Genomic DNA, 20198 nt, shown 5'->3' with positions numbered 1-20198 from the left:
TGCTGGCGGGATGCCTCGTCCCAGCGTTCGTGAGGTGATCGTCGAAACGGCGGTCACGGAGTTCCACCGCCACGGGTTCGCGGCCTGCTCGGTCGACACCATCACCCGGGCCGCCGGAGTGCCGAAAGGGTCGTTCTACAACCACTTCAAGAGCAAGGAAGACCTCGGGGCCGAGGTCGTCGCCCGGTACGCGGAGAACTCCGGGTGGCGCGACGGGCACGGCGACCTCGGGCCGCTCGACACCCTCCGCGCCCGCTTCGGCGTGATGCGCGACGTGCTGGTCGCGGCTGATTTCACCCGCGGCTGCCTGATCGGCAACATGGGCGCCGAGCGCGCCGACCACAGCCCGGTGATCCGCGAGCAGGTCGCGGCCAGCCTGAGCTCGTGGTCGGGCCACATCGCCGAGTCGATCCGCGAGGCCCAGCGGGCCGGCGAGGTCCCGGCCGACCGCGACGCCGACCGGCTCGGCCGGTTCGTGCTGGACGCGTGGGAGGGTGCGATCATCCGGGCCAAGGTGGCGAAGTCCGCCGCCCCGCTGGACGACTTCTTCGCGGTCGTCTTCGGCTCACTGTTGTGAAGGGGGAGCGCTTGCTCACCGACCTGGTGGACGAACTGCTCGCGCGGCCGCTGCCGTGGCCCATCGTCCAGGCGGGCGACCCGGTGCTGCGGAACCCGGCGCTGCCGTATGCGGGCGAGCTGGCCGACGGCACGCTGGCCGCGCTGATCGAAGGCATGAAGGTGACCATGCACGAGGCTCCCGGCGTCGGCTTGGCAGCGCCGCAGATCGGTCTGCCGGTGCGCCTCGCCGTGGTCGAGGACCGCGCGCAGGAGCGTCCCGGCGTGCCCGCGTCGACGCTCGAGGCACGCGGGATCGCGCCGCTGCCGTTTCGGGTCCTGGTGAATCCGCGCTACACCCCGCTGGGCGAGGAGCGCGCCGCGTTCTTCGAGGGCTGCCTGAGCGTGCACGGCTGGCAGGCGGTGGTTACCCGCCCGTTGCGCGTCCGCCTCGAAACGGAGGACGAGACGGGCTCGTCGCTGGAGGAAGAGCTGGCCGGCTGGCCGGCCCGCATCGTCCAGCACGAGACGGACCACCTGGGCGGGACGCTGTACCTGGACCGCGCGGAGCTGCGCAGCCTGTCCACCCACGCCGCGGTCGCCGAGCGCTGGGCCCAGCCGACCCCGGAGAACGCCGCGAAGGAACTGGGCTTCGAGCTGCCCTGAACACTTTCCGCCCGATCCGTCGGGCGAACTCTTTTGACAGTGCTTAAGACGACCGGTCATATTCAATTCATGACAACTTACCGAGCCTTCGAGGTCACCGGGTCCCGCCGGTTCCGGCTGGTCGAACGGGAGCTGGCCGAGCCGTTGCCCGGCCAGGTGCGGGTGAAGGTCGAATACTGCGGCGCCTGCCATTCCGACGTCCTCGGCGTCGAAGGGCTGCGGGCCCACCCCGAGCGTCCGGTGGTGCCCGGGCACGAGATCGTCGGCGTGATCGACGCCGTCGGCGCCGGGGTGCGGGCCTGGCGGGTGGGCGAACGGGTCGGCATCGGCTTCCTCGCCGGCCACTGCGGCGAGTGCGAGCACTGCCGCCGTGGGGACTTCGTCAACTGCGCCGATCAACCGCAGACCGGCAGCGACGTGGACGGTGGGTATGCCGAATACGCGTACGCCCGGACGTCCGGCCTCGCCCGGGTGCCCGATGGACTGTCCTCTGTGGACGCAGCGCCGCTGCTGTGCGCCGGCCTGACCACCTACAGCGCCCTCGGCCGGATCGACGCCCGCCCTGGTTCGCTGGTCGCGGTGCAGGGCATCGGCGGGCTCGGCCATCTCGGCGTCCAATACGCGAAGGCGCTCGGCTATCGCGTTGCCGCCATCGCACGGGGCACGGACAAGGCGGAGCTCGCCGCGGACCACTACATCGACAGCTCCGCCGAAGACCCCGGACGGGCGTTGCAGGCGCTCGGTGGCGCGGCGGCGATCGTCGCGACGGCCGCGAGCGGCGCGTCCATGTCCCCGCTGGTCGCCGGCCTCGCGCCACGCGGGCGGCTGATCGTCGTCGGCGCGGCGGCCGACCCGATCGAGGTGCAGACCTCGGACCTGATCTTCGGCACGCGGACCGTCAGCGGCAGCCTTACCGGTTCGTCGATCGAGAACGAGGACAGCCTGGCGTTCGCGAACGCCCGCGGCATCCACCCGATGACCGAGGTGCTGCCCTTCGCCGAGGCGCCCCGGGCGTACGAGCGCATGCTCTCCGGCCAGGCCCGGTTCCGCGTGGTGCTCGAACTGGGAGCTTGATCGGCGCGCGGTTTTTGTCGGTGCCCGCTGCTAGCTTCTCCCTGGGTCGGCGAGCGCCGGCCGGGGAGGATCGTCATGACACTGGAATCGTTGCGGGACAAGGCAAAGGCGTTCAGGGCGGCGCATGAGGGGTCAGTGCTGGTGCTGCCGAACGCCTGGGACGCGGGCAGTGCGGCGGTCATCGAGCGCGCGGGCGCCCCGGCGATCGCCACGACGAGTGGCGGCGTTTCGTGGGCCCTTGGTCAGGGCGACGGGCAGCGGCTCAGCCGGGCGGAGATGGTGGCGGCGGTGCGGCGCATCGCCGCGGCCGTCACGGTTCCGGTGAGCGCGGACATCGAGGGCGGTTACGGGGCGGCTCCGGCCGACGTCGCGGCCACGGTCTCGGCGGTCGTCGAGGCGGGCGCGGCCGGGGTGAACCTGGAGGACTCGATCGCGGGCACCCTGAACCTGTTCGCTCCATCGGACCAGGCGGAACGGCTGCGTGCGGCCCGCGAGGCGGCAGCGGCGGCCGGGCTGCCGGAGCTGGTGATCAACGCGCGGACCGACGTGTACCTGTTCGGCGTCGGCGCCCCGGAGGGCCGGCTGGACGACGTGCTGGCCCGGGCCGCCGCCTACGCCGAGGCGGGCGCGGACTGCTTGTTCGTGCCCGGCCTGGTGGACCTCGAAGTCCTGCGCGGGCTCACCGCGGCCGCCCCGATCCCGGTCGCCGCCATGGCGGGTCCGGGTGCGCCCTCGGTGTCCGAACTTGCGGATGTGGGCGTCCGCCGGGTGACCGTCGGCACGGCCATCGCCCAGGCGGCGTACACCCTCGCCGAACGCGCGGCGGCCGAGATGCTGACCAAGGGCACCTATGCGGAGCTGGGGCAAAGCCTGGACTTCGGCACGCTGAACGCCCTGTTCGGACGGTGAGCCGTGGTCAGCGCCCGCCGGAGCCGGTGGTCGCCGCCTGCCCGGCGGCGACCACGGTCAGTCGTCCAGCCAGCCGTGAGACCGCGCGAGCGCCGTCACGCACCGCCGCACGGCGAGGATCTGCTCACCGTTCAACGAGGACGCTTTGACCAGCAGCTGCTCGGTGAGCTCTTCGAGGAACTCGTGTTCCGGCAGCAGGTCACCGAGATCGTCGTCGTGCGCCGGACGGCGCTGCCCGGTTTCGACCAGGCTGACCCGGGCGGCCTTGAGGCCCCGGTCGCCCTCTTCGGTGTCGAATTGCAGCTGCACGCCGGGCGCGAGCAGTCGCTTGTCGAAGTGAATGTCATTCACATGCAGGAAGACATCGTCCCCGCCGTCGTCGGGCGAGACGAAACCGAACCCGCGAGCCTCGTCGAAATGAACAACTTTACCTGTGACCACAGCACTGTCCTCATCCTCGTAAATCCCACCGGACGGATCCACCGCACCGTCGCCAGCAGGATAACCACGAAGGTCGCGCGAGCCGGGAGGCGCCTGCCCGAACGCCTGCGACGGTGGCCGGGCCGGGCCGGCGGAGAGGTCGTCCGTCCACCGGAGACAGTGGCCGCCCGCCGTTCCGGATCGCCGGCGCGGGGGTTCTGCAGCAGGTTACTTCCCTTGCACCCACACGGTTTTCGGGTTCACGAACGAACGCGGGCCGAAGGCGGCCAGCTCCCGGCCGTAACCCGAGTTGCGGGTGCCGCCGAAGGGGACCTCCGGCGTGGACTCGGTGAACTTGTTGACGTACATCATGCCGGTGTCCACCTCGGCGACGAACTTCTCCTGCTCGGCCTCGTCGGTGGTCCAGGCCGAGCCGCTCAGGCCGAACGGGGAGTCGTTGGCGACGCGGACCGCCTCGTCGGTGCTGCTGACCCGCCAGACCAGGGCGACCGGGCCGAAGAACTCCTCATGGTGGCCGGGGGAGCCGTCCGGGATGTTGGCGAGCACCGTCGGCGGGTAAAAGTGACCCGGGCCGTCCAGGGGCGTGCCGCCGGTGAGCACGTCGGCGCCCGCTTCGACGGTGTCTCGCACCTGCTGGTCGAGGGTCTTCACCGCATCGGCCGAAGACAGCGGGCCGAGATCGGTGTCGTCGGCCATCGGGTCGCCGATCTTCAAGGCCTCCATCCGCGCGACCATGTGCCGCAGGAATTCGTCGGCGATGGACTCGTGCAGCAGGAAGCGCTTCGCGTTCACGCAGGACTGCCCGTTGTTCAACATCCGCGACGCCACAGCCTGCTTCGCCGCTTCCTCGACGTCCGCCGAAGGCATCACGATGAACGGGTCGGCCCCGCCCAGCTCCAGCACGCTCGGCTTGACCGCCCCGCCGGCCGTCGCGGCCACCTGCCGCCCGGCGGGCTCGCTGCCGGTCAGCGTCACCGCGCGCACGCGGTCGTCCTCGATCACACCCTTGACGGCCGAGGACGGGATGAGCAGCGTCTGGAAAACACCCTCGGCGAAACCCGCGCGCTGCAGCACGTCCTCGATCTTCAGCGCGCACTGCGGCACGTTCGAAGCGTGCTTGAGCAGCCCGGCGTTGCCCGCCATCAGCGCCGGCGCCGCGAACCGGAAAACCTGCCAGTACGGGAAGTTCCACGGCATCACCGCGAGCACCGGGCCCAGCGGCTCGTAGCGGGTGAACACCCGCGCGCCGTCGATCGGCCAGGGCTCGTCCGCCAGCATCTCCTCGCCGTGATCGGCGTACCAGCGGCAGCCCTTCGCGCTCTTGTGCACCTCCGCGACGGCGGAGGCCAGCGTCTTGCCCATCTCGAGCGTCGCGAGCCGGCCCAGCTCACCGGCCTCCTCGTCGAGCAGGTCGGCGGCGCGGTGGAGCCAGCCGGCGCGCTCGGCGTACGAGGTGTGCCGGTAGCTCGCGAACGCCTGAGCCGCGCGCGCCAGCTTCCCGTCGAGCTCGCCGGCGGTCAGCGCGTCGAACGAGAGCAGCCGTTCGCCGGTCGCGGGGTTCACGGATTCGATGGCCACAGCGCACTCCTTCGTCGGCGGTTCTCACGAGCCGGTTACCCGTCCGCACTCTGCCACCAAACCGCAGCTCATCGCTCAGAAGAGTGCCGGGGCGCGGCCGCTTTCGAAGTCCAGCAGCTGCCGTTTGCGGTCGAGCCCGCCGCCGTAGCCGGTGAGGCTGCCGCTGCTGCCGACCACCCGGTGGCAGGGCACGATGATGCTGACCGGGTTCTTGCCGTTGGCCAGCCCGACCGCCCGCGAGGCAGCCGGCCGCCCGATCTGCTCCGCCAGCTCGCCGTAGCTGGTCGTCTCGCCGTACGGGATGGTGGTCAGCGCGCGCCAGACCGTCTGCTGGAACGGCGTCCCGTGCAGTGCGAGCGGCAGGTCGAACTCGGTGCGCGAGCCCGCGAAGTACTCCTCGAGCTGGGTGATCACCCCGCCGAACGGCCGCTCGTCACGTTCGCCGAACGTTTCCCGCGGCGGCAGGTGCCGCTGCCGTGTCATGTAGACGCCGGCGAGCCGGCCGTCGCGGGCGACGAGGGTCAGCTCGCCCACCGGGCTTCCCAGCATCGTGTGCACGGTGGTGGGCATGGTCGTTCCTGTCATGCGGGGATGCGGTTCACGGCGTGGTCGCCGGTGGCCCACAGATACTGGACGGCGTACGCGCGCCAGGGCCGCCAGCGCTCGGCGCGTTCGATCAGCCCGGCCGGTTTCACGGGCAGCCCCAACGCCTCGGCGGCGAGCTTGATGCCCAGGTCGGTGGCGACGAACGCGTCGGGATCGCCCAGCGCGCGCATGGCGATGGTCTCCACCGTCCACGGTCCGAAGCCGCGCAGCCCGGCCAGCTGGGCCCGCGCCCGGTCCCAGTCGCCGCCGACGGTCAGGTCCACCTCGCCCGAGGTCAGCGCGTCGAGCAGCCCGAGCAGTGTGGACCGGCGTGACTTCGGCATCGCGAGAGTCTCGGGATCGAGGCCCGCCAAGTCCTGCGGGAGCGGGAACAGGTGGGTGAGGCCGCCCTCGCGGTCCTCGATCGCGGTGCCGTGGGCCAGCACCAGCCGCGCAGCGTGGGTGCGGGCCGCGGCCGTGGACACCTGCTGGCCGAGCACCGCGCGGACGGCGAACTCGTCCGGGTCCGTCGTCCGCGGCACCCGGCGGCCGGGGTTCTTCGCGACGAGTGGCGCGAGCTCGGGGTCGGCCGCCAATTGCTCGTCCACCGCGACCGGATCGGCGTCGAGGTCGAGCAGCCACCGGCAGCGGCTGGTCGCCGCCGCGAGGTCGCGCAGATCGGTGAGGTTCAGCCGGCACGCGATGTGGTCCGGAGTCGGCCGCAGTGAGACCACGCCGTGGCCATGGGGCAGGCGCAGCGTGCGGCGGTATGCGCCGTCGCGCCATTCCTCGACGCCGGGCACTGCCGTGGCCGCGAGGTGGCCGAAGAGGTTGTCCGGGCACAGCGGCTTGCGAAACGGCAACCGCAGCGAAAGCCCGCCCGGCGACGCCTGCTCCGCGCCTTTTGCGCGCGACCGCAGTTCACTGGGTGTCAGCGCGAAAACCGTGCGCACGGTGTCGTTGAACGTGCGGAGGCTGGCGAACCCGGCGGCGTGCGCGACGTCGCCCATCGGCATCCGGGTGGTCTCCACGAGCAGTCGCGCGGTCTCCGCACGCTGGGCCCGCGCGAGCGCGAGAGGCCCCGCGCCCAACTCGGCGTACACCTGCCGCTCCACCTGCCGGACGCTGTACCCGAGCCGCGCGGCGAGCCCGGTGACGCCCTCCCGGTCGACCACCCCGTCCGCGATCAGCCGCATGGCCCGCGCGACGAGGTCCGCGCGCTCGTTCCACTGCGGTGATCCGGGCGAGGCGTTGGGGCGGCAGCGTTTGCACGCCCGGAACCCCGCCGCCTGCGCGGCCGCGGCGCTGGGGTGGAAGCGCATGTTCTCGACCTTGGGAGGTACGACGGGGCAACTCGGCCGGCAGTAGATCCCGGTGGTCACCACGGCGGTGAAGAACCACCCGTCGAACCGCTCGTCCTTCGACTGCACCGCGCGGACGCAGCGTTCGGTGTCCTCGTACACGATGGTCAGTCTGCCCGGGGTGACCGACAAAACCTCGCGAAAAAACGACATCACCCTTGAGCGCAGTGAAGAAGACGAAGAGCACGTTCGCCACGAGCCACCACGTGCTGAGCGTGGACAGCTGGCCGGTTGCCGTTGAGAGGCCGGACAGCAGGAAGTAGCCGCCGGAGCCCACGAGAAAGCGCACCACAGACGCGAAGGCGGACGGCTTCTCGCCGCGCGCGTTGACACTGGTCAGCAGCACCGCGCGCTGGCCGACAGTCACGCCGTTGCCGGACGAGCAGCAGCACCACGGCGGGCAGCCGGGTGCCGAGCGCGGCGTCGAGCATCGGCTCGCCCCGGCCGGTGAGCTGCGCGGGGTCGTGGAGGTATTCCACCGCGCGCACGCGGACGACCAGCCCGGCGCCGAGCACTGTGACGCCCACCAGATCGAGCACCATGCCCAGCAGCCGCCGTCCGGTGCGGACCGGACGGGGCTCCTCCGGGGCCGGCTGGAACCGCCGGGCGAACACCCCCCATGGCACGAACAGCGCGACGTTGAACAGCACCTGCCGCAGCGCCGGGTTGCCGAGCAGCCCGGTGTTGAACTGCCGCATGTCGCTCAAGAACGAAGGCGAGGCCCACGATCGCCCGGCCCACGCCGAACTCGCCGCGTCGCCGGTGGCTGACCGCGACGTACGGCACCACGAGCACGATCGCGAGCCCGAACCCGGCGAACAGGGCCAGCATCGTCGGCCCACCCCACTGCGTCACCCGTTGACTCCTCTCCGTGCGCATCGGCGCGGGGAGGATATCGACGACGCGCAGTAGCCTTCGGAGAAGCACCCGAGAGGAGCCGTCGTGGACGACGACATCGAGGACAACGCCGACACCGGCGTGCTGGACTCCGAGGACACCCTGCAGGACAGCGATCCGTACGACGAGGGCTACTCGCCGCCCGAGCGGCCGTTGGCGGTCAATGACTGGGGCACCACGGCGGGCGAGGAGCTGACCGGCGAGAGCTGGGATGGCCGCCTCGCGCGCGAAGTGCCCGACACCCCGTACGACACCAGCGACGGCCTCGGCGACAGCGAGGACACCGACGGCGAACTGGTCGACGACGAGGTCGGCGACCTGCGCTCGGGCCGGCTGGTCGCGACCAACGAGGGCTTCGGCGTCGACAGTGACGAGGAGCTGCACGCTTCCGACGTCGGCATCGACGGTGGCGCTGCTTCTGCCGAGGAAGCGGCCGTGCACGTTGTCAGCCCGCGGGACCTCTAGGCAGAGCGTGATCTTCGGCCCACACCGAGGCCGGGAGCACGTACGGCCGGAGCAGGCCGGTCAGCTCGGCGTCGGCGTGGCCGTGCAGGTGGTCTTCGGCGATCCGTCGCGCGACGCCGGCCAGGAAGTCCGCCACCTGGACCCGCGGGTCGGCGCGGGAATCGACGAAGCGCAGGTCACGGCCGGGCCCGAGGAGCAGATCGAGCCGCTCGGGCGTGAGCGACTGCTGTTCGTCGTGGACGATGGTGGTGGGCCGCCAGTGCGCGACGGTGTCGACGAGCGCGGGCATCAGCGGGTCCAGCGGCGGCACGAGCTTGGGGTTCGCGAGCAGCTGTGCCCGTAATTCCTCGATGTGCGGCCGCGCCCGCGCGAACCGTCCGGCCCGCGCGAAGAACTCCGCGGGCGACGTTCCCTCGTGACGCGGTGAGGTGCGCAGCAGATCGGTGAACGAGCGCAGGAATTCCGTCCAGCCTTCGGTGCGCGCTCCTTCACGGTGCAGGGCGAGGGCCCGCGCGTCCGGGCGCCGGTTGAGGCATTCGGGGTAGGGGACCTGGTCCACGAGCAGGTCCACCACCTTGCCCGCGACGAACAGCGCCTTGTCGGCCAGCAGCACGCTCGCGTCGCCAGGGAGCGGTCCGGACGGCCCCAGCAGCCACACGAGCGCCGCGCGGTTCTTGCCCCTGAGCAGGTGGTTCGCCTTGTACTCCAGCGCGGGCGAGCGGATCCGTTCGCGCAGCTCGGCGACGCAGCCGGCGGCCTCGGCCACGGTCAGCCGGACGCCGGCGTGGGCGAACACGTCCGTGTTCGCGCCGATGAGGTTCTCGCCCTCGGAACCGGACTCGTCGCACGCGATCTCCGCGACGTCCCCGGCGGGAACGCGCCTGGGCCGCACGCACCCGGATCCTGCCAGACCGCGGTGACCGCGGCGACCCCGTTTCTCAGGGAACCCCTGGGGTGATTTTCCCGGATGTGACCATGGCCGCCGGCGGCGCACCATGGGGGACGGCGAAGGGAGTCGTCATGGTGCTGGCGGAGGAGGAAGTCCGAGCGCTCGAAGACGTGCGGCGGGGCCTGCTGGCCGTCCACAATGGATTCCTGGGGGCGGCGACGTGTTACCTGTGGTCCGCGGGCGGGCGCGTGCCGCCGTGGGAATGCCAGGCACTGGACCGGCTCCTGCGCCGCGGCCTCGCCGCAGTGGCCCGCCGCCGCGGCACGGTGGACAGCCCCGTGGTCCTGACCGACCTCGGCGCGGTGCGGTTGGCTGCTTGAGTCTGGGACTGTGCCTCGTCTCGGTCGGCCGTGCACGGTGCCCGGGCTGCCGAGTGTGAATGGTCCTGTCACGCCGTTCGGTTCGACGCGGGTTCTCTTCTGCCCCAAGGAATTTTCGACGCGTGGAGCCGCACGCTGCCCCGCGTCGAGCCGGCGTCTTATCGCGCTGCGCACTGGACTGACGCGTCGACGTACATCGAGTTCGGCGGACGACTGGCTGCGTGCGCGAGCCACTGACCAACTGAACGCGATGCGGCTATTGACCGCCTGCCGAAGCCGAGATGTGGCGGTTGGCCGGTCGCCGGGACTCGGTGCGGCTGTTGCCCGGCTGCCGGGATCGAGAGGTGGCGGTTGGCTGGTTGCCGCGACGCGGTGCGGCTGTTGCCCGATTGCCGGGGCCGAGGTGTGGCGGTTGACCGGTTGCCGGGACTCGGTGCGGCTGTTGCCCGGCTGCCGGGGCCGAGGTGTGGCGGTTGGCTGGTTGCCGGGACTCGGTGCGGCTGTTGCCCGGCTGCCGGGGCCGAGGTGTGGCGGTTGGCCGGCTGCCGGGATCGAGGTGTGGCGGCTGACCGGTTGCCGGGACGTGGTGCGGCGGTTGACCTGCAGGTGGGACTGAGATGCGGCAGCTAACCGGTTGCCGGGACTGCGATGTGGTGGTTGACCGGCTGTCCGGAGGGCGAGGCGGTTGCCGACCGGCCGCCGGGAGGGCGGGTGTGCACCGCGCTCCCGGCGGCACGGCGGTCGGCGGCCGTGGCGGTGATCCCAGTACCCCGCGCCGGCCTGGCGCCGACCTGGTGAAGGGAGCAAGATCAACTCGAACCTAACCCACGGCGGCAGGCGGACGGCAGTACTCTCCCCGATCGTGTCGGTTGAACCGCGCCGGCACGGGACCCGTGTAGGTGACGGATCGATCCGAGCGGCAGGTGAACACCCACGATGACCGAGCAGCCGAACTCTCCGCTCGGCGCGCCATGGGCGCAGCAACCGGTGCAGCCCACGGCCCCGCCTGGCCCGCGGCCTGCTCCGGGCCAGGGGCCAGGACCGGCGCCGGCCCCGAATGCCCAGCTCAGCGCCCCTCTGGCGCAGCAGCCGGCGGCCCCGTGGCCAAACCCGGGCTCGGCCACGGGGCCTGGATCTGGGCCGGGGTCGGACGGCGTGCTTGGTGCGCCGAGGGCGCAGGAATCGGTGCAGTCGGCGACCCTGCAGTCTGGCTCGGGCTCGGCTGCAAGGCCTGGATCTGCGCCGGAGTCGGATAGTCCGCTCAGTGCGCCGTGGACGCAGCAGTCGGCGGCTCCGCAGCGAGGTTCGGGGTCCGGGCCGGAACCAGACGGCCCGGTCGGTGCGCCTTGGGTGCAGCAACCGGCTTCGGCCGGTGGACTGCCGTCGGGGCCTGGGCCTGATTCAGAGTCGGACAGTCTGCTCGGTGCGCCGTGGGCACAGCAGGTAACGCAGCAGCAGCCACCGCAACAGCAGCCACCGCCGCAAGCGGAGCTGCCGTCGGGGTCAGGGCATCGGCCCAGGCCACGAGGCGAGGCGAGGCGTGGGCGGTTGCGGGCGTTCGGGATCTCGGCGGTGGTCCTCGTGCTCGCGGTGCTTGCGGGGGTCGCGCTGGGGCACTACGCGCAGGGGACGGCTCCCGCGCCGGTCAGTGAGGCTCGGGCGGTGCCGGCGAACCTTGACGTCGCGGCGGTAGCCGCGAAGGTGAGTCCGGCGTTGGTCAACATCGAGGTTCAGCTGGGGCTGGAACAGGGTGGCGCGGCGGGCACCGGGATCGTGCTGAGTGCCGACGGGCTGGTCCTGACCAACAATCACGTGGTCGAGGGCGCCGCCACGGTGCGGGCCACCGACATCGGCAACGGGCGGGCGTACAGCGCCGTCGTGCTCGGGTACGACCGGAGTCACGACATCGCCGTGCTCAAGCTCGACGGGGCGAGCGGGCTGGCTGCCGCGCAGCTCGGCGATTCGGCGAAAGTCGTGGCCGGCGACGGGGTGGTGGCGCTCGGCAATGCGGGCGGGCTCGGCGGTCAGCCGATCGTGTCGCCGGGGCGGGTGACGGCGCTGGGCCAGTCGATCACCGCGTCCGACGAGACCACCGGCGCCACCGAGACCCTGACCGACCTGATCCAGGTGGACGCCGACATCCAGTCCGGCGATTCCGGCGGCTCGCTGGCCGACGCGCAGGGGCGCGTGATCGGCGTCGACACCGCCGCCGGCGCGGGCTACCAGTTCGAGGAGGGCCAGCGCGCGCACGAGGGGTTCGCCATCCCGATCAACCGGGCGGCGGCCATTGCGGCGCAGATCGTGGCCGGGCGCGCTTCCCCGACCGTCCACATCGGACCCAGCGCGTTCCTCGGGCTGACCGTGGTCGACGGGGGCAACGGCTCGGGCGCGCTGATCAAGTCGCTGGTGGCCGGCGGCCCCGCCGCGAAGGTCGGCCTGAAGCCGGACCTGCTGGTCGTCGCGATCGACGGGCAGCCGGTGCGGTCCGCGACCGCGCTGATCACCGTGATGGACACCCGTCATCCCGGCGACCGGCTGAAGGTCACCGTCGCCGGGCAGGGCGGGCAGCAGGCCACGGCCACGGTGGTGCCGGAGAGCGGGCCGGTCGGCTGATCCCCTCCGGAAGCGCCGACGGCGGAATCGGCTGTCCTGCGCCGGACTGGCCGAACTGCCCGTAATGTCCTGGCACGAACGGGCAGGGTTCGATGTCCGAAGGACACCTCGCGCCCGACTGGCGGACTGCTCCATTCGAGGGACGTGTTCACTGTCTCGTGGCCGGCCTGGCCACCGTCAGTGGATACGAGCCTCGTGGGGGACGGCCGTTCGCGCTGTCCTAAAGTTCTGCGCAACACGGCGGGGGTGACTTCGCCGGTTCGGGAGGGTGGTCCGGATGGCCGGGTTGAGAACCCGTCACCGCCAAGAGGTGGCCGACGAGGCGCTCGTCCGCTCGTTGTTCGAAGAGCACGGCAAGGCGATGCTCGCCTACGCCACCAGGCTCCTCGGTGACCGCAGCGCCGCCGAGGACGTGGTGCAGGAGGCGCTGGTGCGCGCTTGGCGCAACCCGGAGAGCCTGGTCAACGGCAAGGGCTCGGTACGCGGCTGGCTGCTGACCGTGGTCCGCAACCTGGTGATCGACAAGGTCCGGGCCCGCGACGCGCGGCCCGCGGAGGTCGCCGAGTCGCCGACCACCGTCGCCGTGGAGCGCGACCACTCGGACCAGGTCGTGGATTCGATGGTGGTGCTCTCCGCGCTGGACGGGCTGTCGCTGGAGCACCGTGAGGTCCTCGAGCAGATGTACCTGCACGGCCGGACCGTGACCGAAGCCGCCGAAAAACTGGGTATCCCGCCGGGGACCGTGAAATCCCGCTCGTACTACGGCCTGCGCGCGTTGCGTGAGCTGTTCGGGAACCAGCGGGCGGAGGGGGTGGCCTGATGGGCATGCACGACGAGCACGCGGACCTGGCCGGCTACGTCGCCGGTGAGCTGTCCCCGGGCGAGGCACAGGCTGCTGAGACCCACCTGGCGACGTGCGGGGACTGCCGCGCCGAGGTCGAGTCGCTGAACGAGATGCGGGAGTTCCTCGGCGCGCTGCCGCCCGAGGCGCTGCTGGACGATCCGCCCGAGGGCGGTGACCTGCTGCTTCAGCGCACGCTGCGACAGGTGCGCTCGGAGGCGCGCAGTTCGGCCGGCCGGGGCCGGTTCCTCACGGTCGCGGCCGCTGTGGTGGTCGTCGCCGCCGCGCTGGGCGGCGGGGTGCTGGTCGGCCGCTCGGGCTCGGGCGGCGCGTCGCCGGAGGCCGGGGCGGGGCAGCAACCGCCGCCTCCCGCGACGTCGACCGCCGTGCCCGGTACGAAGGTCGTCACCGGCAGCGGGCCCGGGGCCAAGTTGACGGCGAGCATCGTGCCCGCCGCGGGCTGGGTCAAGGTGGAGGCGTCCGTGAGCGGCATCCCGGCCGGGCAGAAGTGCCGGCTCGTGGTGGTGGGCAAGAACGGCGACCGCGAGATCGCCGGCGGCTGGCTGGTGTCGGAGAAGGCCTCCCGCGAGGGCGCCAAGCTCTACGGCTCCGCGCTCGTCGCCCCCGCCGACGTCGCCTCGGTCGTGGTCGAGAACACCGACGGCCACGAGTTCGTCCAGGCGGACGCCTGACCGGTTGGTCCACTGAGGACAGACGGACGGGCCGAAAGTACGAGCGGTCCCGGCCGTCCGGGCGAGGCGCCGGTGGGGCCGGCGGGACGAGACTCCGGGCATGAGGAAGATCGTCCTGCTGGGCCTCGTGGCGCTGGGGCTCACGGCCTGCGCGGCCCCGCCCACCGTCGACGCCGAGTTTCGGGTGGAGGGCAAGGGAACCGCGCAGCTGACCTACCAGTTTCCCGGCTCGAAGCTGCCGGAAGTGGTGACGACGCAGCTGCCGGTGATCATCAAGCGCTCGCCGGCGGGCTCGGGCCCGGTGACGCTGAGCGTGCGGCCGGCGTCCGGGATCGTCACCTGCCGGATCGTGCTGGCGCACCAGGAAGTCGCGAAGCAGACCGGCGGGAACGTCGACTGTCGCGCCGATCTGGCCGGCGCTACGTCGAACTAGCCAGCCAGGCGCGGACGTGCGGCCAGGCCTCGCCCTCGAGATCGGTGACCTGGAAGTGGCTCAGGCCCGGCAGTTCGAGGTAGTCGACCGGGTCGCCCGCGGCCCGCGCGGCGGCGACGTAGGCGCGGCTGTGCTCCACCGGCACGCGGACGTCGGCATCGCCGTGGACGATCAGCTGCGGCAGGCCCAGCGGGAGGCAGGTCAGCGGTGACGCCTCGGGGTCGGGGGCGGTGAGGAAGAGGTCCGTCGCCCCCTCGCCAAGGCCTTCGGCGGAACTGCGCGGCAGATCAGTGAGCGGCGCGAGCCCGACGGCCGCGGACAGCCCCGCACGCGCGGCGGCCAGCAGGGCCAGGTGACCGCCCGCGGAGTGGCCGATCGCCACGGTGGGAAGTGCCGCACCTGCTGCGGCGGGCGGCGTCGCATCCGCTGCGGTGGGCTCGGCTGCGGCGGGCTCAGCTGCGGTGGACGCTGCCGAGGTGGATCCGGCTGCGGCTGACTCTGCTGCGGCGAGCCCGGCAGGGGTGGACACGCCGCCAGCGGACGCAGCATCGGCGCGGGCGGCGGCGATGGCGGCGAGGACGTCGTCGAGGGTCTGGGGCCAGGCGCCGCCGTCGCCTTCGGTGCGGCGGTACTCGATGTTCACCGTGAGCCAGCCGGCTGTGGCGAGGTCGGCGCACAGGGCGTCGAGCTGGTGCAGGTCGTGGCGGGCGCGCCAGAAACCGCCGTGCAGCACGAAAGCCGTGCCGTGCACGGGCTCGGCGCCGTGCACCTCGACGAACTGGCTTGGCTCGTCGCCGTAACGGATCGTCCTCGTCATCCGGCCATTACATCAGCCGTCGCGGAAGGTGGCGAGGTGCGAGTGGGCCTCCGCCAGGCCGTTGTACGAAGCGCGGTACGCCTCGTACAGCGGGGTCAGGTCTGTCGCCGGTTCGAAGACGCGCTCGACGGTGACGATCGCGTCGGCCGCCGTTTCCACGTCGCGGTACAGGCCCGCGCCGACAGCGCCCAGCAGGGCCGCGCCGAGCGCGCCGCTGTCGCGGACCCGCAGCCGTTCGAGCGGGCGGCCGAGCACGTCCGCGTGCAGTTGCGTCCAGAGGTCGCTGCGCGCTCCGCCGCCGGAGAAGGTGAGGGACGGCAACGGGCTGCCGCAGGCCTCGTCCACCGCCTCCAGCACGTGCCGCGCGGAGCAGGCGACCCCGGTCAGCACGGCGCGCGAGAGGTCCGCGCGGCTGGTGCCCGAGCCGAGCCCGAGGAAGCTGCCGCGCACGTCGGCGTCCCACAGCGGCGCCCGTTCGCCTTGCAGGTACGGCGTGAAGACCACCCCCGGTGCGCTGTCGGCGGCCGAGGCGAACACTCCTTCGACGCTCTGGCCGGAGACCCGGCCCCACCACCGCACCGCGTCGCCGGCGGCCTGCGTCGGCCCGGCGTGGACGAAAAGCCCGTCGCGCGGCGGAAACCGGACCAGCCCGCGCACCGCCGCACCCTGGCGTGACGCGCCGGCGACCACCAGCGAGGTGCCGCACGAGATCATGCCCCGGCCGGGCGAGGTGGTGCGGGTGCCGAACACCGAGCCGAACGCGTCCATGGTGCCGACCACCACGGGCGCGCCGCCCAGCTGCGGCGAAGGGCCCAGCGGGGTCTCGGGTTCGAGGAGCTCCGGCAGCCGCTCGGCCAGGCCGTCGACGAGTGCGACGGCCTCGGGCAGGTAACCGTCGGCGCCGGCGATCCGGACGCCGGAAAGCTTGTCCGTGGCGACGCGCCCGGTGAGCCGCGCGCCGATGAAGTCCTTGGGGCTCAACAGCCAGCGCGCCCGGGCCCACAACTCCGGCTCCTCGCGGGCGAACCACGCGGCGCGGGCGCCGGCGAACGACGCGTCCAACGCCACCGGGCCGCCCCAGATGCGGGTCTTGTCGTCGTCGGTGAACCGCGCGTCGAGTTCCCGCGCGAGGCCGGCGCACCGCTGGTCCTGCCAGATCACGGCCGGGGTCAGCGGGTTCAGCCCGGCGTCGGCGAGCAGGTGGGTGTTGACCTGGCTGACGATGCCCGCCGCGCGGACGGCCCCGGGCGGGAGTCCGGAAAGGACGGCCCGCAGCGCCGTCACGCAGCCGCGCCACCAGTCCTCCGGGTCCTGCTCGGCCCAGCCCGGCCGGGGCCGGGTGATCGGGTAGGCCACCGAGTGCGCGCCGGCGGGGCGTCCGCTCGCCGTGAACGCCGCGACCTTGACCGCGGTCGTGCCGACGTCGATGCCCAGCAGCACCGCCTCGCCGTTTTCCATGTCCCCACATCTACCAGGCGCTACGTTCGGGGCATGAGTGCATCCGCCGAGGACTTCCTGCGCCGCTACCACGACCGCAACCCGGACGCCAATTCCACGCTGGGGCTTTCCGGGCAGGTCGTCGGCGACGGCCGGAAGAGCTACGACGTGCTGGCCGACCGGGTCGCCGGGGCGCGGCGGGTGCTCGACCTCGGCTGCGGTGACGGTGTGCTGCTGGAGATCCTGGCCGGCCGCGGCGCCGAAGTCCTCGCGGGCATCGACCTCTCCTCGGGCGAGCTGGACGCGGCCCGGCGTCGTCCGGCGCTGGCCGGAGCCGACCTGCGCCAGGGTCGCGCGCAGGAGCTGCCGTTCGAGGACGGTTCGTTCGACGCCGTCGTGTCGCACATGGCGTTGATGCTGATGGCGGATGTGCCGGTGATCGCCGCGGAGGCCGCGCGAGTGCTGGCGCCCGGCGGCACCTTCGCGGTCGCCGTCGGGGCGGGCCCGGCGGACGCGGCGGAGGTGTTCCTTTCCCTTGCCCGGCCGATGTTCGACGCGGTGCCGAAGGAGCGGCAGCTGCCGAAGGCGGGCGATCCCCGGACCCGCCGCCGTGACGGCCTCGACGAACTGCTGGCGCCGGCCGGTTTCGAGCCGGTCTCGTGGGACACGCTGGTGCTCGACCTCGGCGGTCCGGCCGAGGAGGTCTGGCACCGCTGCTGCGAAACCTACTATCCGGTGTCCACATTGGACGACGCGCAACTGGCCGAGCTGCGCGTCGCGTTCGAGGCCTCGACCCGAGAGTTGCTGACCGAGGACGGCCGCCTTCCGTCGGGGGCCAAGATGAGCCTCGCCGTCACGCGTCTGCGGAGCTGATCTCCGACGGCGCGCCGACGCCCAAGCGACGTAACCGTCCGGCCGGATCAGCAGGGCGGTCGGCGCTTCGCCGGTGGCCGTGGTGGTGATCGTGTCGACGCGGTCCTGCCACGGAGCGGCGACGGCCGCCGGCGAGCCCCAGGTTCAGACCCGGCCCGCCGATCGACGAAGGGTGACCGGGACGTCGTCGTCGGTGATGGCGAGCAGCACGGGGTAGAGGTCGGTGGCGGCGTAGGCCTTGAGGAATTCCCCTTGCAGCGCGGGCTCGGCCAGCATCAGCCGGGTGCCTTCGATCCACTGTGGATCCGGGACCTGCTCGCCCGCGCCCGCGAGGTCCTGGGCGAAGCGGGGTCGATCCGGCAAGGCGCCACGGTAACCCCAACGTGCGTATCACGCAAACAGTGCGTGTTGCGCAAATTTAGCGAGAACGGACAAACGAGCCCCGGGACCCAGCGCTGGGCCCCGGGGCTCCGCGGTCTCGGTGAAGGTCAGTCCTTGACACCCTTGACGGCGTCCTTGACCTTGTCGGCCGCCTGCTTGAGGTGGCTCTTGCCCTGCTCGGCCTTGCCTTCGGCCTGCCACTGCTCGTTGTCCGTGGCGTCGCCGACGGCCTCCTTGGCACGGCCCTTCAGCTCTTCGGCCTTGTTCTCCATTTTGTCGTTCATCGTCAAATCCCTCCGGTAGTCCGTACTCGGCGGCTACCCGGCTCCGGAGGGGCCGAAACTTTCCCTTGTCCAGCCCGGCTGATCACCCCTACGTTGGACATGCCGGAGTCCCCGTCGCAGGAGCGATCGTGACCAGTTCGTCGGACAGTTTCCCCCTGGTGATCAGTGGCGGCCGGGTGATCGACCCGGAGAGCGGCTTCGACGCCGTCGCGGATGTCGGCATCAGTGACGGCACCGTGGGCGCGGTGTCGGTCACACCGCTGGCGGGCGCGCGGCGGATCGACGCGACCGGGCTGGTGGTCTGCCCCGGGTTCGTCGACCTGCACAGTCACGGCCAGGCCATTCCCGAGCAGCGGCTTCAGGCGTTGGACGGTGTCACCACAGCGCTCGAGCTCGAAGCAGGCATCACCCCGGTCGCCCGCGCGTACGCGAACGCGGCCGCGGAAGGCCGTCCGCTGAACTACGGCTATTCGACGTCGTGGGCGCTCGCGCGCATGGCCGTGCTCGCGGGCGCGCCGCTCGACGGGCCCGCGAACACCGTGATCACGCACTTGGGCAACCCGGCCTGGCAGGTGGACGCCTCGCCGAAGCAGCGGGCGGCGATCTTCGAGCACCTTTCGGCCGATCTCGCCGCCGGGGCGCTGGGCATCGGCGTGCTCGCCGGGTACGCGCCGCACCTCGATCCCTCGGAATACCTGGCCGTCGCCGAGCTGGCGGCGCAGGCCGGGCTGCCGACTTACACGCATGCGCGCCCGCTGGTCGAAGCGGACCCGGACGTCCCGGTCGACGGCGCCGAGGAGATCGTCCGCGTCGCGGGGCAGACCGGCGCGCACATGCACTACTGCCACGTGAACAGCACCTCGGCCCGCCAGATCGACCGCGTGCTGGGGCTGGTGGAGCGCTGCCGTCTCGAAGGCGCGATGGTGACCACCGAGGCCTACCCGTACGGCGCCGGCTCGACCGCGATCGGCGCGGCCTTCCTGTCGCCGGAAAACCTTGCGCGCCAAGGGATCCGCACCGACACGCTGGTGCTGGTCGCCACCGGCGAACGGATCGCCGACGCCGCCCGGCTGGCCGAGGTCCGCAAGGCCGACCCCGGCGCGCTGACGCTGCTGCACTTCCTCGACGAGGACGATCCGGCCGACCGCGCGCACCTGGACCGCGCACTGCTGTTCGAGGACGCCGCCGTGGCCAGCGACGCCATGCCGCTGACCTGGACCGGCGCGAGGCCCGACCCGCTGGCCTGGCCGCTGCCGCCCGGCGCGCTCGGCCACCCGCGTGGAGCGGGCACTTTCGCCAGGGCATTGCGCCGCCTCTACCGCGAGACGGGGAAGCTCACGCTGTCCGAGGCGATCGCGCGCTGCTCGCTCGTGCCCGCGCAGGTGCTCGATGAGGTGGTGCCCGCGATGCGGCGCAAGGGCCGCCTGCGCAAGGGGAGCGACGCCGACATCGTGGTGTTCGACCCCGAGCGCGTCACCGACCAGGCGTCCTACGCGGACGGCACCCGGCCTTCGCTCGGCATCCCGCACGTCCTGGTCAACGGCGTCCCGGTCGTCCGCGACGGCGAGATCGTGCCGGACGCGCTGCCGGGCCGGGCCGTGCGCGGCTGAGCCGGACTCGCCCGGGGCGTCGAAAGTCACAGCGATTCGCGGGTGCCGGTCGCCGGTGCCGATCCGTGCGCAGGTGCGGTGCCAGAGGCGTGACTATCGACGCAGCCGTCGTCACGCGGTCGCGGCGGGGCCGATACCGGGTGCGAAAGCCGTTTACCGTCACGGTGTTCTGCCCCTCCCAGCGTCAAGGACTGTCCACATGCGCCTGTCTACTCGCAACCAGCTCACCGGCACCGTCTCGGCCGTCAAGCCCGGCTCGGTGATGACCATCGTGACCGTGCAGCTCGAGGGCGGCCAGTCCGTGGTCGCCTCGATCACCAAGGACGCCGCCGAGGAACTCGAACTCGAGGTGGGCAAGCCGGTCACCGCGCTGGTGAAGTCCACCGAGGTCATGCTCGGCGTTGAATGACCCGGTGA

The 20198-nt window shown here is 72.2% G+C and carries 24 protein-coding genes and 1 pseudogene; 14 read left to right on the top strand and 11 right to left on the bottom strand.

Features of this window, described 5'->3' with window-relative positions; translation table 11 throughout:
- Window positions 1–10: 10 nt before the first annotated feature.
- From BMY97_RS00880 to BMY97_RS00865, 4 genes are all read left to right on the top strand, one after another.
- Complete coding sequence (locus tag BMY97_RS00880) at window positions 11–577, top strand: TetR/AcrR family transcriptional regulator (RefSeq protein ID WP_091611046.1); 567 nt, start codon at window positions 11–13, stop codon at window positions 575–577.
- Window positions 574–1221, top strand: a complete 648-nt coding sequence (locus BMY97_RS00875) for a peptide deformylase (RefSeq protein WP_245787078.1) — start codon at window positions 574–576, stop codon at window positions 1219–1221. The genes BMY97_RS00880 and BMY97_RS00875 overlap by 4 nt, the downstream gene beginning before the upstream one ends.
- Before the next feature lie 69 nt (window positions 1222–1290).
- A complete protein-coding gene (locus BMY97_RS00870) occupies window positions 1291–2295 on the top strand; it encodes an alcohol dehydrogenase catalytic domain-containing protein (protein ID WP_091611044.1) in 1005 nt (334 codons plus the stop codon).
- Between the two features lie 75 nt (window positions 2296–2370).
- Window positions 2371–3204 (top strand): isocitrate lyase/PEP mutase family protein, encoded by an 834-nt coding sequence (locus tag BMY97_RS00865; RefSeq protein WP_091611041.1) that lies wholly within the window; start codon window positions 2371–2373, stop codon window positions 3202–3204.
- A 57-nt stretch (window positions 3205–3261) separates the two neighbouring features.
- Here BMY97_RS00865 and BMY97_RS00860 read toward each other — a convergent pair whose 3' ends face one another.
- From BMY97_RS00860 to BMY97_RS00840, 5 genes are all read right to left on the bottom strand, one after another.
- Window positions 3262–3687, bottom strand: a complete 426-nt coding sequence (locus BMY97_RS00860) for a cold-shock protein (RefSeq protein ID WP_245787077.1) — start codon at window positions 3685–3687, stop codon at window positions 3262–3264.
- Between the two features lie 165 nt (window positions 3688–3852).
- Entirely contained in the window at window positions 3853–5223 is a 1371-nt protein-coding gene (locus tag BMY97_RS00855) for an NAD-dependent succinate-semialdehyde dehydrogenase (RefSeq protein WP_091611036.1), read from the bottom strand.
- A gap of 75 nt (window positions 5224–5298) precedes the next feature.
- Window positions 5299–5793: a methylated-DNA--[protein]-cysteine S-methyltransferase gene (locus BMY97_RS00850; RefSeq protein ID WP_245787076.1), complete on the bottom strand. Its 495-nt coding sequence runs from the start codon at window positions 5791–5793 to the stop codon at window positions 5299–5301.
- An 11-nt stretch (window positions 5794–5804) separates the two neighbouring features.
- Window positions 5805–7271 carry an AlkA N-terminal domain-containing protein gene (locus BMY97_RS00845; protein WP_091612743.1) on the bottom strand — a complete coding sequence of 489 codons (1467 nt, stop codon included), beginning with the start codon at window positions 7269–7271 and terminating at the stop codon, window positions 5805–5807.
- A 50-nt stretch (window positions 7272–7321) separates the two neighbouring features.
- Window positions 7322–7876, bottom strand: a complete 555-nt coding sequence (locus BMY97_RS00840) for a hypothetical protein (protein ID WP_143086093.1) — start codon at window positions 7874–7876, stop codon at window positions 7322–7324.
- Between BMY97_RS00840 and BMY97_RS45720 the strand changes: the two genes are divergently transcribed.
- Together BMY97_RS45720 and BMY97_RS00835 are read left to right on the top strand one after the other, a co-directional pair.
- Window positions 7866–8081 (top strand): hypothetical protein, encoded by a 216-nt coding sequence (locus tag BMY97_RS45720; protein WP_143086092.1) that lies wholly within the window; start codon window positions 7866–7868, stop codon window positions 8079–8081. The genes BMY97_RS00840 and BMY97_RS45720 overlap by 11 nt on opposite strands.
- Window positions 8082–8111: 30 nt before the next feature.
- The gene (locus BMY97_RS00835; protein ID WP_091611027.1) at window positions 8112–8531 is read left to right on the top strand and encodes a DUF5709 domain-containing protein; all 420 of its coding nucleotides are present in this window, start codon (window positions 8112–8114) and stop codon (window positions 8529–8531) included.
- Here the strand turns inward: BMY97_RS00835 and BMY97_RS00830 are convergent.
- Window positions 8512–9423, bottom strand: coding sequence for a DUF3800 domain-containing protein (locus tag BMY97_RS00830; RefSeq protein WP_245787075.1), 912 nt, complete (start codon window positions 9421–9423; stop codon window positions 8512–8514). The two genes, BMY97_RS00835 and BMY97_RS00830, sit on opposite strands and share 20 nt — an antisense overlap.
- Window positions 9424–9551: 128 nt before the next feature.
- Here BMY97_RS00830 and BMY97_RS00825 point away from each other — a divergent pair, with 128 nt between their 5' ends.
- From BMY97_RS00825 to BMY97_RS00805, 5 genes are all read left to right on the top strand, one after another.
- Window positions 9552–9800: a hypothetical protein gene (locus BMY97_RS00825; RefSeq protein WP_091611021.1), complete on the top strand. Its 249-nt coding sequence runs from the start codon at window positions 9552–9554 to the stop codon at window positions 9798–9800.
- Between the two features lie 1548 nt (window positions 9801–11348).
- Window positions 11349–12413, top strand: a complete 1065-nt coding sequence (locus tag BMY97_RS48090; RefSeq protein WP_245787074.1) for a S1C family serine protease — start codon at window positions 11349–11351, stop codon at window positions 12411–12413.
- Window positions 12414–12690: 277 nt separating this feature from the next.
- Window positions 12691–13233, top strand: a complete 543-nt coding sequence (locus tag BMY97_RS00815; protein ID WP_091611018.1) for a sigma-70 family RNA polymerase sigma factor — start codon at window positions 12691–12693, stop codon at window positions 13231–13233.
- Window positions 13233–13946, top strand: coding sequence for an anti-sigma factor family protein (locus BMY97_RS00810; protein ID WP_091611015.1), 714 nt, complete (start codon window positions 13233–13235; stop codon window positions 13944–13946). The genes BMY97_RS00815 and BMY97_RS00810 overlap by 1 nt, the downstream gene beginning before the upstream one ends.
- A 100-nt stretch (window positions 13947–14046) precedes the next feature.
- Window positions 14047–14379, top strand: coding sequence for a hypothetical protein (locus BMY97_RS00805; RefSeq protein ID WP_091611011.1), 333 nt, complete (start codon window positions 14047–14049; stop codon window positions 14377–14379).
- On the opposite strand, the gene BMY97_RS00800 is transcribed toward BMY97_RS00805, so the two are convergent.
- Window positions 14366–15196, bottom strand: a complete 831-nt coding sequence (locus BMY97_RS00800) for an alpha/beta hydrolase family protein (protein ID WP_091611008.1) — start codon at window positions 15194–15196, stop codon at window positions 14366–14368. The two genes, BMY97_RS00805 and BMY97_RS00800, sit on opposite strands and share 14 nt — an antisense overlap.
- A 12-nt stretch (window positions 15197–15208) precedes the next feature.
- Complete coding sequence (locus tag BMY97_RS00795; protein ID WP_091611004.1) at window positions 15209–16654, bottom strand: xylulokinase; 1446 nt, start codon at window positions 16652–16654, stop codon at window positions 15209–15211.
- Window positions 16655–16687: 33 nt separating this feature from the next.
- Between BMY97_RS00795 and BMY97_RS00790 the strand changes: the two genes are divergently transcribed.
- A complete protein-coding gene (locus BMY97_RS00790; RefSeq protein ID WP_091611000.1) occupies window positions 16688–17506 on the top strand; it encodes a class I SAM-dependent methyltransferase in 819 nt (272 codons plus the stop codon).
- A 15-nt stretch (window positions 17507–17521) separates the two neighbouring features.
- Here BMY97_RS00790 and BMY97_RS49455 read toward each other — a convergent pair.
- The 3 genes and pseudogenes from BMY97_RS49455 to BMY97_RS00780 all read right to left on the bottom strand — a co-directional run.
- Window positions 17522–17626 (bottom strand): annotated as a pseudogene (locus BMY97_RS49455) (aromatic-ring hydroxylase C-terminal domain-containing protein); the annotation flags it as partial.
- 24 nt (window positions 17627–17650) lie between these two features.
- Complete coding sequence (locus tag BMY97_RS46785) at window positions 17651–17869, bottom strand: hypothetical protein (protein ID WP_091610997.1); 219 nt, start codon at window positions 17867–17869, stop codon at window positions 17651–17653.
- Between the two features lie 125 nt (window positions 17870–17994).
- Complete coding sequence (locus BMY97_RS00780) at window positions 17995–18171, bottom strand: CsbD family protein (protein WP_091610994.1); 177 nt, start codon at window positions 18169–18171, stop codon at window positions 17995–17997.
- A gap of 128 nt (window positions 18172–18299) precedes the next feature.
- On the opposite strand from BMY97_RS00780, the gene BMY97_RS00775 reads away from it, so the two are divergent.
- Window positions 18300–19781 carry an amidohydrolase family protein gene (locus BMY97_RS00775; RefSeq protein ID WP_091610992.1) on the top strand — a complete coding sequence of 494 codons (1482 nt, stop codon included), beginning with the start codon at window positions 18300–18302 and terminating at the stop codon, window positions 19779–19781.
- Window positions 19782–19980: 199 nt separating this feature from the next.
- Window positions 19981–20190, top strand: coding sequence for a TOBE domain-containing protein (locus BMY97_RS00770; RefSeq protein WP_091610989.1), 210 nt, complete (start codon window positions 19981–19983; stop codon window positions 20188–20190).
- Window positions 20191–20198: the final 8 nt, after the last annotated feature.

It is taken from the genome of Amycolatopsis saalfeldensis (genome assembly GCF_900110575.1).
Taxonomy (GTDB): domain Bacteria; phylum Actinomycetota; class Actinomycetes; order Mycobacteriales; family Pseudonocardiaceae; genus Amycolatopsis; species Amycolatopsis saalfeldensis.
This window is presented reverse-complemented; position numbering and strand designations above follow the sequence as displayed.